This window comes from Hyphomicrobiales bacterium, assembly GCA_030688605.1.
GTDB lineage: Bacteria > Pseudomonadota > Alphaproteobacteria > Rhizobiales > NORP267 > JAUYJB01.
Genome location: JAUYJB010000042.1, coordinates 35,505 through 50,255, shown reverse-complemented (window position 1 = coordinate 50,255; position 14,751 = coordinate 35,505). Strand labels below are relative to the sequence as shown.

The following is a 14,751-nucleotide window of genomic DNA, read 5'->3' as shown; positions in this document are numbered from 1 at the left end:
CGGCCCGCCGCCGATGATGACCAGATGCGTCGGACGTCGCGGCAGGGCGAAGATCGTCTCGTTCGTCACGTAGGAGTCGGTGTCGAGGCCCGCGATCGGCGGGTTGAAGGGCCGCGACCCGGTGGCGATGACGATGCGTCGTGCCCGCACGTCGTAAGAGCCGGCGATGACGCTCCGCTTGTCCTTGAAGCGGGCTTCGGCCTCGATCACCCGCACGCCGAGCCCGGTGAAGCGCTCGACGCTGTCGTTCGGCTCGATCACCGCGATCACGTCGCGGATATGATCGCGGACCGTGGTGAAGTTGATCTGCGGTTCGCCGGCGGAGATGCCGAACCGCGCCGCCTCGCGCACCGACTGCGCATGCTTGGCGGCGGCAAGGAGAGCCTTCGACGGCACGCAGCCATAGTTCAGGCAGTCGCCGCCCATCTTGCCTTTTTCGATCAGCACGCAAGAGACGCCGAAGGCGGCTGCCGCGGCGGCGACCGACAGCCCGCCGGAGCCTGCGCCGATGACACAGATGTCGGGTTTGAGGATCTCGGCCATGGCTCGAAGTCCCTCAGCCCGTCGCGCGCCCGCGCCGCGCCCGCAGCTTCTTGATGAACACCGGAAGCAGCGCGATGACCCCGAGCGCGACGAAGGCGATCAGGATTTCCTTGGTCACCAGCGCGCTTGGGTCGAACCGAAAGTCGCAATCCGCGCCGCTTTCGAGACATTCCCGGTTGGCGTCGATCTGCGCGTCGATGACGCTGTCCAGGCCGGCGCCGAGAAAGGCGAAGGTGAAGGTGCCTGGAATAATGCCGAAAAAGGTGCCGATGGCGAAGGTCGAGAGCCGCACGCCGAGCAGTGCCGGCGCCAGATTGACGAGCCAGAAGGGGAATGCCGGCACCAGGCGCAGGAACAGAAGATAATTGAGCGCGTCTTCCTGGAAGCCCTTGCGCAGCTTGTCGAGCCACGGGCCGGCGCGCTCGGCCAGCGGCTCGCCGAGCGCGCTCTTGGCGATCAGAAACAGGATCGAGGCGCCGACCGTCGCCGCGACGACGACCGCAAGCCCGCCGGCGATCCAGCCGAACAGAAAACCGCCGGTGATGGTCAATATCGCGCCACCGGGCAGCGATAGCGCCACCGCCACCACATAGACCGCCATATAGGTGGCGAGCGCCAGCGGCCGGTTCGCCGCAACGAAGGCTGCGAGCGCCTCGCGGTTTGCGACCAGCGCATCGAAGGTCAGATAGTTGTGCCAGCCCATGGCGATGGCGAAGCCGCCAAGCGCCAGCAGCACGACAAGCGGCGCCAATCGGCGGACGATCCTGCGACCCGTCGTAACATCGTCCGTTCGAGCGTCTGTCCGCATCCAGTCCTCCGCCTGCGCCATATTGCCTGCCTTGCTCGGGCCGATCAAAGCTCCGATTGCCGCGACATTGTCGGACCCCGCACGAGAGCGCCGCCCGACCGCGCGCCGTGCTTTTCTCAGATAGACCGAAATCGCCGCCCCGGGGGGAAAGATCAAGCTCATGTGATGGACCGTCATCAGAAGTGACGCAACCGCGCGCACGCCGAGCCGGCAATCTGGTGCGAGATAATATGAAGGGAAATTGCTTCGATTTCGTATCATCTCGCTGTGGCCGGGCGCGGCCTATATTCTGAATGCCCGACTTTCAGCATAAGGAGGACGACATGGAAATTCGCTCCGCCGCGATCACCCCGACCCGCCGCGGCAAGCCGGAATGGTTCACCGGGACCGTTTGGCAGGACCCGATCATCGATGCCCCGGAGCCGGCGCGGGTCAGGGCCGTGCGCGTCAGCTTCGAGCCGGGGTCGCGAACCGCGTGGCACACCCATCCGCTCGGCCAGACCCTTCACGTGCTTTCCGGCATCGGCCGGGTGCAGACCTGGGGCGAGCCGGTGCGCGAGATCCGGCCCGGCGACACGGTCTGGATTCCGCCTGCGGAAAAGCACTGGCACGGCGCGGCGCCGACATACGCAATGGTGCATCTGGCCATTCACGAAGCGCTCAATGGCGTGCATGTCGATTGGCTTGAGCCGGTGTCGGAGGATGACTACGCGGCGAAGCCCCAAGGCTAGCGCCCCGCGCGATTGACTTGATTGGCGCCGGCTTCTATAAGCCGAACCGGCCGTTACCGGCCTGAGGAAGCGAACGTGAAACGCACCTTTCAACCGAGCAGGATCATCCGCAAGCGCCGCCATGGATTTCGCCAGCGCATGGCGACGGCCGCCGGACGCAGGGTCCTCGCCCGCAGGCGCGCGCGCGGGCGCAAGCGGCTTTCAGCGTGACCGGGTGTCGGAAGTCAGAAGCCAGATATCAGAAATCGGAAGCCAGAAGGCGGAAGGCGGAAGTCAGTAGGCCGATTTCTGACATCTGATTTCTGACTTCTGACCCCTGATACCTGCCACGCAATGAATGGCTTTCAACGCCTCAAGAAACGGGCCGATTTTCTTAAAGCCGCGCGCGGGCGCAAGTGGAACACGGAGCATTTTACCCTTCAGATCCTGAAGCGCACGCCGGCCGACGAGGCGCCGCCGCGCTTCGGTTTCACCGTCACCAACAAGGTCGGCATCGCCACCGTGCGCAACCGCATTCGCCGGCGTCTGCGCGAAGCCGTCCGCCTCATTGGCTCGGTGGCGGCGCGGCCCGGCCATGATTATGTGTTGATCGGCCGCAAGAGCGCTGTAAAAGCTCCCTTCGAGCGCATTCTCGCCGACCTGCACGAGGCGCTTGTGCGAACCGGAAAGGGTCCGCCGCGTCGGCCCGATGCGGGAGACCCCGGCAGCGCGGCCGCGGTCAGGAAGACGGAACCAGGCAATGGATGAAAACAATAGAAACACCATACTGGCGATCGCGCTGTCGCTGATCATCATAATCGCCTGGCAGTTTTTCATCGCCGGGCCACGGATCGAGCAGGAACGGCTGAAGCAGGAGGCGCAGCAGGCCGAGCAACAGCCACAGCAGCAGGCACAGCCGCCGGTTCAGACTCCCGGTGCGCCCAGTGTCCCCGGCGCGCCGGCGCCGGCTGTTCCGCCGGCAGGCTTGCCTGCGCCCGACGCGCGTAGCCTGCCGACGCCGCCGGGAACGCCGGCGGCGCCGCAAGCGGAATTGGCGCGCGGCGCGGCGCTCGCCGAAAGCGCACGGGTCAGGATCGAGACGCCGGCGATCGGCGGCTCGATTGCGCTCAAGGGCGGGCGTATCGACGACATTGTCCTGAAGGGCTATCGCGAGACGGTCGATCCGAACAGCGCCCCCATCGTCCTGTTCTCGCCGTCGGGCAGCGCCGATCCCTTCTATGCCGAGTTCGGCTGGATTGCCGGCAGTGGCGTGACCGTCAAGCTGCCCGATGCCGAAACGCTATGGACGGCGGAAGGGAACGGGCCCCTGACCCCAGAAGCGCCGCTGAGGCTCACTTACGACAATGGCGACGGGCTCATTTTCCGTCGCACCTATGCGGTAGACCGGAATTTCATGTTTACGGTCGGCCAGACGGTTGAGAACCGGTCGGGCCAGCCGGTCAGCCTGCATCCCTACGCTCTGATCTCGCGGCACGGAACGCCCGACACGCTCGGCTACTACGTCCTGCACGAGGGCCTGATCGGCGTCCTCGGCGAGGCCGGGCTGCAAGAAGTCGACTATGACGATCTGCGCGACCAACGGCTGATGAGCTTCTCCGCCACCGGCGGTTGGCTCGGCATCACCGACAAATATTGGGCCGCGACCCTGATCCCCGATCAGGACATGCCCTATACCGCGCGCATGACCGCCGAGCCGCGCGGCGAGGACGATGCCAGTTATCAGACCGACTTCCTGCTCGGCGGCCGCGAGATCGCGCCCGGCGGCAGCGCCACGGCGTCGGCCCACCTGTTCGCCGGCGCCAAGATCGTGAATCTGATCGACGGCTACGAGAAGCAGTTCGGCATCCTCAATTTCGATCTCTTGATCGACTGGGGCTGGTTCTACTTCATCACCAAGCCGCTGTTCCACGTCATCGACTTCTTCTTCCGGCTGGTGGGCAATTTCGGCGTCGCCATCCTGATCGTCACCGTGCTGGTGAAGATCGCCTTCTTTCCGCTCGCCAACAAATCCTACGTCTCGATGAGCCGGATGAAGTTGGTGCAGCCGGAGCTGGTCAAGATCCGCGAGCGCTACAAGGACGATCGGATGCGCCAGCAGCAGGCGATGATGGAGCTGTACAAGAAGGAGAAGATCAACCCGATGTCGGGCTGCGTGCCGATCGCGCTGCAGGTCCCGGTCTTCTTCGCGCTTTATAAGGTGCTGTTCGTCACCATCGAGATGCGCCACGCGCCGTTCTTTGGTTGGATCAAGGACCTTGCCGCGCCTGACCCGACCTCGCTGTTCAACCTGTTCGGGCTTCTGCCCATCGATCTGCCGCAGTTTCTGATGATCGGCGTATGGCCGCTGATCATGGGATTGACCATGCTCGTCCAGATGCGCCTCAACCCGCCACCGCCGGACCCGACCCAGGCGATGATCTTCAACTGGATGCCGCTGTTCTTCACCTTTCTCTTGGCCTCCTTCCCGGCCGGCCTCGTCATCTATTGGGCTTGGAACAACCTGCTGTCGGTCATCCAGCAATATGTGATCATGCGCAGGCAGGGGGTGAAGATCGAGCTGTGGTCGAACCTCAAGCGGCTGATCCCCGGCAAGGCAAGCGCCAAGGGGAGCGAATAGCGCTCCAAACGTGCGGGGCCAGACGATGATGGCGGATGCCGATGCCAGGCTCGTCGAGAAGGGGCGGGTCCTGTTCGCCGGACCTTGCGACTATGTCGTCTCCGCGCTCGGCATCGGCCAGCTTCCTTCGCCCCGCCCGGTCGAGGTCGCGTTTGCCGGGCGCTCCAATGTCGGCAAATCGAGCCTGATCAACGCGCTGACCGGCCGCAAGACGCTGGCCCGCATCTCCAATACGCCAGGCCGCACGCGGGCGCTCAACTTCTTCGCGCTTGGCAACGGCGTCTTTCTCGTCGACATGCCGGGCTACGGCTATGCGCGCGCGCCCAAGGCCGAGATCAAGGCCTGGACGGCGCTGATCGAGCGCTATCTTGCCGGCCGCGCCGGGCTCGCCCGCGTGTTCCTGTTGATCGACGCGCGCCACGGCCTGAAAACCTCGGACATCGAGGTCATGACGCTGATGGATCGCGCCGCCGTCGTCTACCAGGCGGTGCTGACGAAGATCGACGCCATCCCGGCCGCTGCGCGTAGGGAGGCGGTGGCGCGGCTTGCCAGCGAGCTCGCCAGGCGGCCGGCGGCGCACCCCCGCGTCATGGCGACGTCGGCGCGCAGCGGCGAGGGCATCGCCGAATTGCGCGCCGAGATCGCCGGGCTTGCTGAAACCGTGGCTCGGCATTGAGCGAAGCCCTGCAAATCGGCTAAGAGGAAGCGCGTATCACCGCGGAGAGTGCCATGGCAGACAAGAAAAGGCGGCAACCGGCCGCACCCAGCGCGCAGCCCGGCATCTCCGCGCAGGAGCGTGCCGCGATCCTCGCCGAGGCGCTGCCCTTTATGCAGCGCTATTCCGAGCGCACAATCGTCGTCAAATATGGCGGCCACGCCATGGGCGACGAGACGGTCGCCCGCGATTTCGCCCGCGACATCGTGCTGTTGAAGCAATCCGGCGTGAACCCGGTCGTGATCCATGGAGGCGGGCCGCAGATCGGCGCCATGCTCGAGCGGCTCGGCATCAAGAGCGAATTTGCGGCCGGCTTGCGCGTCACCGACCGCAAGACCGTGGAGGTCGTCGAGATGGTGCTCGCGGGCGGCATCAATAAGCAGCTCGTTTCGGCGATGAACAGCGTCGGCGGGCGCGCCATCGGGCTTTCCGGCAAGGACGGAAACATGGTGCTGGCGCGCAAGGTGACGCGCACCGTCAAGGACCCCGACTCCAATATCGAGCGGATCGTCGACCTCGGTTTTGTCGGCGAGCCGGAGGAGGTCAATCGCGAGGTGCTCGACGTCGTCATCAACTCCAACCTGATCCCGATCCTCGCTCCGGTGGCGACGTCGGCCAGCGGCGAGACCTACAATGTCAACGCCGACACCTTCGCCGGCGCCATCGCCGGCGCGCTGAGAGCCGAGCGGTTCCTGTTGTTGACCGATGTTCCCGGCGTGCTCGACCGCGACGGCAAGCTGATCCGGGAGTTGACGGTCCGCGACGCGCGCAAGCTGATCCATGACGGGGTCGTCAGCGGCGGCATGATCCCGAAGATCGAGACCTGCATCTCAGCGCTTTACGAGGGCGTGGGCGGCGTCGTCATTCTCGACGGCGAGGTCCCGCATTCGGTACTGCTGGAGCTTTACACCGAGCATGGCATCGGCACGCTCATTCGCCTTTAGGCCCGGCATCGGCCTTGCCGCGCTGATGGTGCTCGCCATGACCCCTGTTGCGCGGGCCGAATACCGGCTGTGCAATCGAACCGGCTACATTCTCGACGCGGCGCTGGCCATCGAGACCGCTGGCGGCACGGCGACACAGGGCTGGTTCCGCATCTTGCCGGGCGCGTGCAGCGCGGTGCTTTCGGGTGCTGCCGCCGGCGAGCGCTTCTTCGTCCATACCCGCACGCCGCCCTTCTATGGCGAACGGCCGGAAGCGGCCGAGGTTTCGCGCATGTTCTGCGTCCTGCCCGGCGATTTTCTGCTTCCCGGCGCGACAAGTTGCGATAACAAGGGCGGCGCGCTCGCAGCCTTCACCGAGGTGGCTGCGGAAAGGGACGGCGAGACCACGACCACGCTGCTGACCGACGGCTCGGGGGCAAGCCTTGAGGAGGCGCGTAATGCCGCAATCGCGCGCCTGCTGGCGATCGCCGGTTACGCTCCCGGCCGCGGCGACAAATTGCCCGCGGCCCTGGCCGCGTTCAAGCGGGCGCACGGGCTTTCGCGATCCGGCGTGGACGGCGAAGCGCTGTTCGACGCCCTTTACAGGGCGGCGGAGGCGGCTGCACGAGGCGCCGTAAGCAGAATGGAAAACGAGGCTCAAGCCGAATGACCGGGACCTCAACTAAGCCATTGTTTTCTTTGTCCGATACATGGATCTTTGACCTCGACAACACGCTCTATCCGGCCGAGTGCAACCTGTTCGCCGAGGTCGACCAGCGCATGGGCGCGTTCATCGCGGCGCTCCTCAATGTGGACCTCGGCGAGGCGCGCCGGGTGCAGAAGCGCTATTACCATGTCTACGGTACCACCCTGCGCGGCCTGATGAGCGAGCATAAGGTCGATCCGCTGGGCTTCCTCGACTATGTGCACGATATCGACCTGTCGCCGGTGGCGCCGGACGTGACGCTGGCGGCCGCGATCGCCGCTTTGCCGGGGCGCAAATTCATCCTCACCAACGGCACCCGCGCGCACGCCGAGAAGGTCGCCCGGCGGATCGGCGTGCTGGAGCATTTCGACGACATTTTCGACATCGCGGCAGGGGACTTCGTGCCCAAGCCCGACCCTGTGATCTATCAGCGCTTCATTGAGCGCTTTGCCATTGCGCCCGCGCGCGCGGTCATCTTCGAGGACCTGTCGCGCAATCTCGAGGCGCCCAGCGCGCTCGGCATGACCACGGTCCTTGTCAAGGTCGCCGGCAGGCCGCATCCGGACACCCGCGAAGACTGGACGCCGGACGACGAGACCGCCGAACATGTCCACCATGTGACCCAGGATCTCGCCGGGTTCCTGGACGAGATACTGGGCGTGCTCAATGGCGCGCGGCAGCGGTTGACTTGAAGCGAAGCAGATCCAGGCCATGGCACTTTCAGGTAGACGCACAAATACAACTTCTCCCCCGCCAAGGGGGAGAAGGGTTTTATGCGATCGGCCCTATTATCCCTCCATCCGAGCCGATCTCATTTCATCTCGCTTCATTCTCCCATAACCGCGACCGAGAGGCCCGCCCATGGACACCGAAGAGCTGCGCAGCACCATCGAGGCGGCGTTCGAGGCGTGCGGCGACATTGGCCCCGGCACCGGCGGGCCGATGCGCGCGGCGGTCGAGGCTGCATTCGACCTGCTCGACGCGGGGGCTGTCCGCGTCGCCGAGAAGCGCGGCAACCAATGGCACGTCAACCAATGGCTGAAAAAGGCCATCCTGCTGTCGTTCCGGCTCAACAATATGGCGATCATCTCCGGCGGGCCGGGCGATGCGGTGTGGTGGGACAAGGTGCCGTCGAAATTCGCCGGCTGGACGGAAAAGGAATTCTCCGCCGCCGGCTTCCGCGCCGTGCCCGGATGCGTGGTGCGCCGCTCCGCCTATATCGCCCCCGGTGCCGTGCTGATGCCGTGCTTCGTCAATCTCGGCGCCCATGTCGGCTCCGGCACCATGATCGACACCTGGGCGACCGTCGGCTCCTGCGCCCAGATCGGAAGCGACTGCCACATCTCCGGCGGCGCCGGCATCGCCGGCGTGCTCGAGCCCGTGCAGGCGAACCCGGTCATCATCGAGGATAATTGCTTCATCGGCGCCCGCGCCGAGGTCGCCGAAGGGGTGATCGTCGGCGAGGGCTCGGTGCTGTCGATGGGCGTCTATATCGGCGCCTCGACCAAGATCGTCGATCGTGCCACCGGCGGCGTGACCTTCGGGCGCGTGCCGGCCTATTCGGTGGTCGTGCCGGGCGCTCTGCCCGATCCCAAGGGCGGCCCGTCGCTCTATTGCGCGGTGATCGTCAAGCGGGTCGACGAGAAGACCCGTTCGAAAACCTCGATCAACGACCTTCTGCGCGATTAGGGCGGTTTCCGGCCATAGGCTTCCATAAGATTTAGAACCGCTTTAAGCTCCGCGCCTGGCGTTAACCATTCGTTAACTTTAGGTTTGCGTGGCCGCTGCGAAATACGAACAATCGCTGCCACGCCCTGGGACACAATCCCGGCGAGGAGGGGGGCAGCGTGTTCAGTTTCCTCAGGCTATTCCTATCGTCCGACGGCCGCATCTCGCGCCGCGAGTTCTGGATCGGTCACGCGATCATCTTCGGCGCCACCGTCATCATGAGCCTGATCGGCGGCTTCATTGCCGGGGTGTTGTCGACCTTGCCGGGACTTGAGGGCCTGCGCATCTGGGGACCTATCTTCATCGGCGGCGGCATCGCGATCGTCGCCCTCGTCGCCGAGCTCAGCCTCGCCGTCAAGCGCATGCACGACCGCGGCGCCTCCGGCCTGTGGGTCGTCGGCGTGGTGACCATCGCCTTTCTCGCCAACCTGGCGATCGGCGGCGGGCATATTCAGGCCGGCGAAAACCCGATCACGCCGCTGACCGCCGGATTGACCGTGTTCACCATGATCATGGGCGGCTGGCTGGTCATCGAACTGGGGTTCATGCGCGGCACCGAAGGCGAGAACGACTATGGCGGCGCGCCGCGCGCCGCCACGGTCCCGGTCGAAGCGGAGGCCGCCGCATATGCCCCCGCTGCCGCTCACCCAGACCTCGCTCGCTCGCGGGGCGAGGGGCAGCTTTGATGGATTAAAGCCTGATTCATCCCGGTTGATGCAATTGACCGGCGAGTGCTCTAAAGCTTTTGTCATGACCGACGGGGCCGGCGATAGGGATGTCTTGACCATCGCGCAGCAGCTGATCCGCAGCCGCAGCGTCACGCCTGCGGACGGCGGCGCGCTCGACTATCTTCAGGAGCTGCTCGCCTCGGCGGGCTTTACGTGCGAGCGCCTGCGTTTCTGCGACAAGGACACCCCCGACGTCGAAAACCTCTATGCGCGGTTCGGCGAGGGGAGGCCGAACCTGTGCTTTGCCGGGCATAGCGACGTCGTCCCGCCCGGCAACGAGGCGACGTGGAGCGTGTCGCCCTTCGCCGGCGAGGTTCACGGCGGCATGCTCTACGGCCGCGGCGCCGCCGACATGAAGGGCGCAATCGCGGCGTTCATCGCCGCGGCGCTCGACTATCTCGACGCCCATGACGGCCAGGTGCCGGGCGCCATCAGTTTGCTCATCACCGGCGACGAGGAAGGCCCGGCGGTCAACGGCACCGCCAAGGTGCTGCGCTGGGCCGAACAAAATGGCGAGCATCTCGACCATTGCCTCCTCGGCGAGCCGACCAATCCGGCGAGCCTCGGGGAAATGATCAAGATCGGGCGGCGCGGCAGCCTGTCGGGGACGATCCGCGTCTGGGGAAGGCAGGGCCACGTCGCCTATCCGAAGCTCGCCGTCAATCCGATCCCCGGCCTGGTGCAGCTGGTCGCCCGTCTTCTCGCCCGGAAGCTCGACGACGGCAGCACCCATTTCCAGCCGTCGAACCTCGAATTCACCAGCATCGATGTCGACAATCCGACGTGGAACATCATTCCCGCCGAGGCGCGGGCCGCGTTCAACATCCGCTTCAATGACCTTTGGTCGCCGGAGCGCCTGGAGGCGTGGCTGCGCGAGGAACTCGACGATGCCGCCGGCGGCGTGGTCGACTACACGCTGGCGATGGAGCCGGTCGTGAGCGACGTGTTCGTGACCGAGCCCGGCGAGCTGACCGAGCTGGTGAGCGCCGCGGTGAAGGAGGTCACCGGTCTTACGCCGGAACTCTCGACCTCGGGGGGCACGTCCGACGCGCGCTTCATCAAGGACCATTGCCCGGTGGTCGAGTTCGGCCTTGTCGGCCGCACCATCCATCAGATCGACGAGCATGTTCCGACCGCAGATCTGGAAGCGTTGACAAAGATTTACCGGATTTTCCTAGACGCTTATTTCAAGCGGTTCGGCTCTCCGTAATCGACGCTGACCAGGTAGAGACCGTAAGCCGGCGCGACCGGGCCGCAGGCCGCGCGGTCGCGGGCGGCAAGCGCGGCCGCGACATCCGCCTTGCTCCATTTGCCCTCGCCGACGAGCTTCAGCGTCCCGACCATGGAGCGCACCTGGTGATGCAGGAAGGAGCGCGCCGAAGCTTCGATGCGGATTTCCGCGCCGACGCGCCCGACGCTGAGCGCATCGAGCGTCTTGACCGGTGATTTGGCCTGGCATTCGGCGGCGCGGAACGTGCTGAAATCATGCTTGCCGACGAGCGCCTGCGCTGCCTCGTCCATGGCCTCCGCGTCGAGCGGCACCGGCACCCGCCAAGCGCGGTCGCGCTCCAGCGTCAGCGGCGCGCGGCGGTTGACGACGCGGTAGCGGTAATGCCGCTTGCGGGCAAAAAAGCGGGCGTCGAAATCCTCGGCGGCTCGCGATGCTTCGAGAATGGCGACCGGCTCCGGCTTGAGGTGCTGGTTGATGGCCTCGCGCACCGTGTCCGGGTCCCAATCCTTGGCAAGGTCGATATGAGCGACCTGTCCCAGCGCGTGGACGCCGGCATCGGTGCGCCCGGCGCCATGGACGGTGACGCGCTCGCCTGCGAATTTCTCGATCGCCTCGGTGAGCGCCTGCTGCACGGCGCGGCCGTTGGCTTGCGCCTGCCAGCCGACGAAGGGCGTGCCGTCATATTCAATGATGAGCCTGTAGCGCGGCATGGCGCGCGCTCACCCGGACACTGCATCGAACGCCGCCGAATAGACAAGCCGGCCGGGCGGAATCGGCTGTCGGTCGGCCGATTGTTTGATCATATGCGCATCGCTTGCGGCCTCGGAAAATTGCGAGGGAAAGCTCTGTGCTGCTTTTGAGACAAAACCGAACCGCGAATAATAGCCCGGTTCGCCCAGTACAAAGACGACGGTCTCTTGCATTTTCTCCAGCATTGCGGGGCCGCGACGAACCAGTTCGGCCCCGATACCTCTCGATTGGCAGGCTGGATCGACGGCAACTGGCGCCAGGCATGCAACCGGCACCCTTTCTGCAGCCGTTTCGATCCATGCACGCGAAAAGGCAATGCAGCCCGCAATCCGAGCGTCGCGCAGGGCCGCCAATTCAAGCAGCATGTCGCCGTTTCCCCGCAGCAGGTCCACAAGCACCGCCTCGTCAGGCCCGCCGAAGGCGACCTTCAACAGCCGTTGAATTTCGGCGTGGTCCTCGTTCCTGACCGGGCGAACCGTCACGTCGCCGTGTTCGCTCACCGCAAACCTCACAGCTGTGCCTGTTTTGGGACGATCGCCGCGCCGCGCAGGAATTCCTCGGCCGGCATCGGCTTCCTGCCGGCGCGCTGCAATTCGACAAGACGCACCGCGCCTCTGCCGCAGGCGACGGTCAAGCGATCATCGAGCACCGTGCCGGGGGCGCCGGTGGCTTCGGCAAGGGTGGAGCGCAGCACCTTGACGCGCTCGGCCTTGCCGCCCGTGCCGGCCTCGAACCAGGCGCCGGGATGGGGCGACAGGCCGCGAATGTGATTGTGCACTTCCGCTGCCGGCCGCGACCAGTCGATGCGGGTCTCCGACTTGTCGATCTTGGCGGCGTAGGTGACGCCCTCTCCGGGCTGTGGCTGGCAGTCGAGCGCGCCGCGGGAAAGGGCCGCCAGCGCCCGGATCATCAGATCGGCGCCGCGCCGGGCCAGCAAATCGTGCAGTTCGCCGGCCGTCATGTCGGGGCCGATGGCGACCTTCTCCACCATGCACACCGGGCCGGTATCGAGCCCCGCCTCCATCCGCATGACCGAAACCCCGGTTTCCCTGTCGTCGGCCATCACCGCGCGCTCGATCGGCGCGGCCCCGCGCCAGCGCGGCAGCAGCGAGGCGTGCAGATTGAGACAGCCCAGATCGGGCGCGTCGAGCACGTTTTGCGGCAGGATCAGCCCATAGGCGACGACGACCGCCACATCGGCCTTGAACTCGGCAAAGCGCGCCTGCGCTTCGGCGCTCTTCAGGCTCGGCGGCGTTTCCACCGCAAGCCCGGCGGTCTCCGCGAAGGCATGCACCGGGCTCTTGCGCTCGCCCATGCCGCGGCCGGCGGACCGCGGCGGCTGCGTATAGACGCAGGCGACCTCATGGCCCTGGCCGAGGATTTCAGACAAGGTCGGCACTGCGAATTCCGGTGTTCCCATGAAGACGACGCGCATCGCGGCCTCCCGCCGGAATCCGCTCTATGCCGCGCTCTCGCGCTTTTTCGCCTTGGAGAATTTCTTGACGATGCGGTCGCGCTTCAGTTTCGAGAGGTGGTCGATGAACAGCACCCCGTTGGTGTGGTCGACCTCATGCTGGACGACGGTGGCGAGCAGGCCCTCGCACTCCATCTCGCGCCTTTCCCCCGTATCGTCGAGAAAGGCGACCCGGCAGCGCGCCGGGCGCTCGACATCGCCGTAGAATTCCGGGATCGACAGGCAGCCCTCCTCGTGGGTCGAGGTTTCCTCCGAGGTCCAGACGATTTCCGGGTTGATGAGGCGGATCGGGTTCGGCTCCTCCTCCTCGCGTGCGACGTCGACGACGACGACCCGCTTTGCCACCGCGACCTGGATCGCCGCAAGGCCGATGCCCGGCGCGTCATACATGGTCTGCAACATGTCGTCCATGAGCGCGCGCAAGGCCTCGTCGATCTTGCCCACCGGCGTGCTCTCAAGCCGCAGCCGCGGGTCCGGAAGGGTGATGATGTCGCGTATCGCCATTGCGGTCAGATAGGCGAAAGCCCTTGTCAGGTCAATAAATTGACGGCAAGAATGTTCACTCTTTGGTCTCGTTTGCGGCGGCGAATCGGCTATAGCTAATCCATGTTCGAACCTGTCACCACGCTCTTCGGCCAGGAACTGCCGCTCGCCGCTCTGGTGCTTGCCGGCGGCGCGTTGGCTTTGGTGCTGCTGCTGGTCGTGATCGTGGTCCTGTGGCGCAATGCGCGCGCGGGCGCCGCGGCGGAGGCGGCGGCGCGCGAGCTTGAGACGCGGCTCGCCGAGCTGGCGCGCACCCAGGGAGAGATGACCGGCCGCGTCCAGGCGATGGCGGAAGTCTTCGGCGCCCGCCAGGCCGAGCTGGTCAAGGCGCTCACCGACCGGCTCGACAATGTCTCGCACCGGCTCGGCCAGTCGATGTCGGAGACGCAGAAGAACACGCACGAGAATCTGCAGCAACTTCACGCGCGGCTGGCGGTGATCGATTCCGCGCAGGCCAACATCACCGCGCTCGCCGGCCAGGTGGTCGAGCTGCAGGCGATCTTGTCGAACAAGCAGACCCGCGGCGCCTTCGGCCAGGGGCGCATGGAGGCGATCGTTGCCGACGGGCTGCCCAAGGGTGCCTATACGTTCCAGGCCAAGCTGTCGAACGAGCGCCGGCCGGACTGCCTCATTCATATGCCGAACGACGCGCCCGACCTCGTTATCGACGCGAAATTCCCGCTCGAAGCCTATAATGCCCTGCGCGCGGCGGAGACGGCGGAGGCGGAGAAGGCGGCCATGGCGCGGTTCCGCCAGGACGTGTTCAAGCATATCGCCGACATTGCCGAGCGCTATTTCCTGCCCGGCGAGACCCAGGACACGGCGTTCATGTTCGTGCCCTCCGAATCGCTGTTCGCCGAGCTCAATGAGCGCTTCGCCGACATTGTCCAGCGCGCCTACCGCGCCCGCATCGTCATCGTTTCGCCGTCTCTGCTGCTATTGTCGATCCAGGTGATCCAGGCGGTGCTGCGCGACCAGCGCATGCGCGAGCAGGCGCATGTGATCCAGTTCGAGGTCGCCCATCTGATGGAGGATGTGGCAAGGCTCAACGACAGGGTGCTCAAATTGCAGACCCATTTCGCGCAAGCCAACGGCGATGTTGAGAATATTCTGATCTCCACCCGCAAGCTGACCCGCCGCGGCGGGCGGATCGAGAGCCTGGAATTCGCGAGCAGCATCGTCAAGGCGGACGGGGAGGACGAGACGCAAGGCGAGGCGGCGTTGCCGGCTCCCCGCGCCGAGGCCGGCGAGTAG

Annotated in this window: 18 protein-coding genes; 12 read left to right on the top strand and 6 right to left on the bottom strand. The window is 65.6% G+C overall.

From position 1 onward, the window contains the following. Positions 1–543: FAD-dependent oxidoreductase (locus Q8P46_05505; protein ID MDP2619617.1), on the bottom strand; the 543-nt coding region annotated here is incomplete at its 3' end. Between the two features lie 13 nt (positions 544–556). Continuing rightward, complete coding sequence (locus tag Q8P46_05500) at positions 557–1,372, bottom strand: VTT domain-containing protein (protein ID MDP2619616.1); 816 nt, start codon at positions 1,370–1,372, stop codon at positions 557–559. Positions 1,373–1,674: 302 nt separating this feature from the next. Here Q8P46_05500 and Q8P46_05495 point away from each other — a divergent pair, with 302 nt between their 5' ends. From Q8P46_05495 to dapE, 11 genes are all read left to right on the top strand, one after another. Next, on the top strand, positions 1,675–2,082 hold the full coding sequence (locus Q8P46_05495; protein MDP2619615.1) for a cupin domain-containing protein: 408 nt from the start codon (positions 1,675–1,677) through the stop codon (positions 2,080–2,082). 75 nt (positions 2,083–2,157) lie between these two features. Continuing rightward, on the top strand, positions 2,158–2,292 hold the full coding sequence (rpmH, locus tag Q8P46_05490) for a 50S ribosomal protein L34 (protein MDP2619614.1): 135 nt from the start codon (positions 2,158–2,160) through the stop codon (positions 2,290–2,292). A 123-nt stretch (positions 2,293–2,415) separates the two neighbouring features. Continuing rightward, a complete protein-coding gene (gene rnpA, locus Q8P46_05485; protein MDP2619613.1) occupies positions 2,416–2,829 on the top strand; it encodes a ribonuclease P protein component in 414 nt (137 codons plus the stop codon). Further along, positions 2,822–4,699, top strand: a complete 1,878-nt coding sequence (gene yidC / locus Q8P46_05480; GenBank protein ID MDP2619612.1) for a membrane protein insertase YidC — start codon at positions 2,822–2,824, stop codon at positions 4,697–4,699. Before rnpA ends, yidC begins: the two co-directional genes overlap by 8 nt. A 28-nt stretch (positions 4,700–4,727) precedes the next feature. Then, positions 4,728–5,375, top strand: a complete 648-nt coding sequence (gene yihA / locus Q8P46_05475; GenBank protein MDP2619611.1) for a ribosome biogenesis GTP-binding protein YihA/YsxC — start codon at positions 4,728–4,730, stop codon at positions 5,373–5,375. Positions 5,376–5,428: 53 nt separating this feature from the next. Beyond that, on the top strand, positions 5,429–6,358 hold the full coding sequence (gene argB, locus Q8P46_05470; protein ID MDP2619610.1) for an acetylglutamate kinase: 930 nt from the start codon (positions 5,429–5,431) through the stop codon (positions 6,356–6,358). Further along, the gene (locus Q8P46_05465) at positions 6,330–7,007 is read left to right on the top strand and encodes a DUF1036 domain-containing protein (protein MDP2619609.1); all 678 of its coding nucleotides are present in this window, start codon (positions 6,330–6,332) and stop codon (positions 7,005–7,007) included. The genes argB and Q8P46_05465 overlap by 29 nt, the downstream gene beginning before the upstream one ends. After that, a complete protein-coding gene (locus tag Q8P46_05460; GenBank protein MDP2619608.1) occupies positions 7,004–7,735 on the top strand; it encodes a pyrimidine 5'-nucleotidase in 732 nt (243 codons plus the stop codon). The genes Q8P46_05465 and Q8P46_05460 overlap by 4 nt, the downstream gene beginning before the upstream one ends. A 169-nt stretch (positions 7,736–7,904) precedes the next feature. Further along, positions 7,905–8,732, top strand: a complete 828-nt coding sequence (gene dapD, locus Q8P46_05455) for a 2,3,4,5-tetrahydropyridine-2,6-dicarboxylate N-succinyltransferase (GenBank protein MDP2619607.1) — start codon at positions 7,905–7,907, stop codon at positions 8,730–8,732. 158 nt (positions 8,733–8,890) lie between these two features. Then, a complete protein-coding gene (locus Q8P46_05450) occupies positions 8,891–9,457 on the top strand; it encodes a DUF805 domain-containing protein (protein MDP2619606.1) in 567 nt (188 codons plus the stop codon). A gap of 64 nt (positions 9,458–9,521) precedes the next feature. After that, positions 9,522–10,709 carry a succinyl-diaminopimelate desuccinylase gene (gene dapE / locus Q8P46_05445; protein ID MDP2619605.1) on the top strand — a complete coding sequence of 396 codons (1,188 nt, stop codon included), beginning with the start codon at positions 9,522–9,524 and terminating at the stop codon, positions 10,707–10,709. On the opposite strand, the gene truA is transcribed toward dapE, so the two are convergent. Genes truA through def form a run of 4 tightly spaced genes read right to left on the bottom strand, consistent with a single transcriptional unit; the run spans position 10,682 to position 13,458 of the window. Next, positions 10,682–11,440 carry a tRNA pseudouridine(38-40) synthase TruA gene (gene truA / locus Q8P46_05440; protein MDP2619604.1) on the bottom strand — a complete coding sequence of 253 codons (759 nt, stop codon included), beginning with the start codon at positions 11,438–11,440 and terminating at the stop codon, positions 10,682–10,684. The genes dapE and truA overlap by 28 nt on opposite strands. 9 nt (positions 11,441–11,449) lie before the next feature. After that, positions 11,450–11,980, bottom strand: coding sequence for an N-acetyltransferase (locus Q8P46_05435; protein ID MDP2619603.1), 531 nt, complete (start codon positions 11,978–11,980; stop codon positions 11,450–11,452). A gap of 8 nt (positions 11,981–11,988) precedes the next feature. Further along, positions 11,989–12,915, bottom strand: a complete 927-nt coding sequence (gene fmt / locus Q8P46_05430; GenBank protein ID MDP2619602.1) for a methionyl-tRNA formyltransferase — start codon at positions 12,913–12,915, stop codon at positions 11,989–11,991. A gap of 24 nt (positions 12,916–12,939) precedes the next feature. Beyond that, on the bottom strand, positions 12,940–13,458 hold the full coding sequence (def, locus tag Q8P46_05425) for a peptide deformylase (GenBank protein MDP2619601.1): 519 nt from the start codon (positions 13,456–13,458) through the stop codon (positions 12,940–12,942). A gap of 102 nt (positions 13,459–13,560) precedes the next feature. On the opposite strand from def, the gene rmuC reads away from it, so the two are divergent. Beyond that, positions 13,561–14,751: a DNA recombination protein RmuC gene (gene rmuC, locus Q8P46_05420; protein MDP2619600.1), complete on the top strand. Its 1,191-nt coding sequence runs from the start codon at positions 13,561–13,563 to the stop codon at positions 14,749–14,751.

Bases quoted from the DNA above. Each gene is read 5' to 3' on its own strand.
- truA (MDP2619604.1), bottom strand. From the start codon at position 11,440: ATGCCGCGCTACAGGCTCATCATTGAATATGACGGCACGCCCTTCGTC.
- dapD (MDP2619607.1), top strand. From the start codon at position 7,905: ATGGACACCGAAGAGCTGCGCAGCACCATCGAGGCGGCGTTCGAGGCG.
- Q8P46_05495 (MDP2619615.1), top strand. From the start codon at position 1,675: ATGGAAATTCGCTCCGCCGCGATCACCCCGACCCGCCGCGGCAAGCCG.
- Q8P46_05460 (MDP2619608.1), top strand. From the start codon at position 7,004: ATGACCGGGACCTCAACTAAGCCATTGTTTTCTTTGTCCGATACATGG.
- yihA (MDP2619611.1), top strand. From the start codon at position 4,728: ATGGCGGATGCCGATGCCAGGCTCGTCGAGAAGGGGCGGGTCCTGTTC.
- Q8P46_05465 (MDP2619609.1), top strand. From the start codon at position 6,330: ATGGCATCGGCACGCTCATTCGCCTTTAGGCCCGGCATCGGCCTTGCC.
- Q8P46_05500 (MDP2619616.1), bottom strand. From the start codon at position 1,372: ATGGCGCAGGCGGAGGACTGGATGCGGACAGACGCTCGAACGGACGAT.
- yidC (MDP2619612.1), top strand. From the start codon at position 2,822: ATGGATGAAAACAATAGAAACACCATACTGGCGATCGCGCTGTCGCTG.
- dapE (MDP2619605.1), top strand. From the start codon at position 9,522: ATGACCGACGGGGCCGGCGATAGGGATGTCTTGACCATCGCGCAGCAG.
- def (MDP2619601.1), bottom strand. From the start codon at position 13,458: ATGGCGATACGCGACATCATCACCCTTCCGGACCCGCGGCTGCGGCTT.
- fmt (MDP2619602.1), bottom strand. From the start codon at position 12,915: ATGCGCGTCGTCTTCATGGGAACACCGGAATTCGCAGTGCCGACCTTG.
- rnpA (MDP2619613.1), top strand. From the start codon at position 2,416: ATGAATGGCTTTCAACGCCTCAAGAAACGGGCCGATTTTCTTAAAGCC.
- argB (MDP2619610.1), top strand. From the start codon at position 5,429: ATGGCAGACAAGAAAAGGCGGCAACCGGCCGCACCCAGCGCGCAGCCC.
- rmuC (MDP2619600.1), top strand. From the start codon at position 13,561: ATGTTCGAACCTGTCACCACGCTCTTCGGCCAGGAACTGCCGCTCGCC.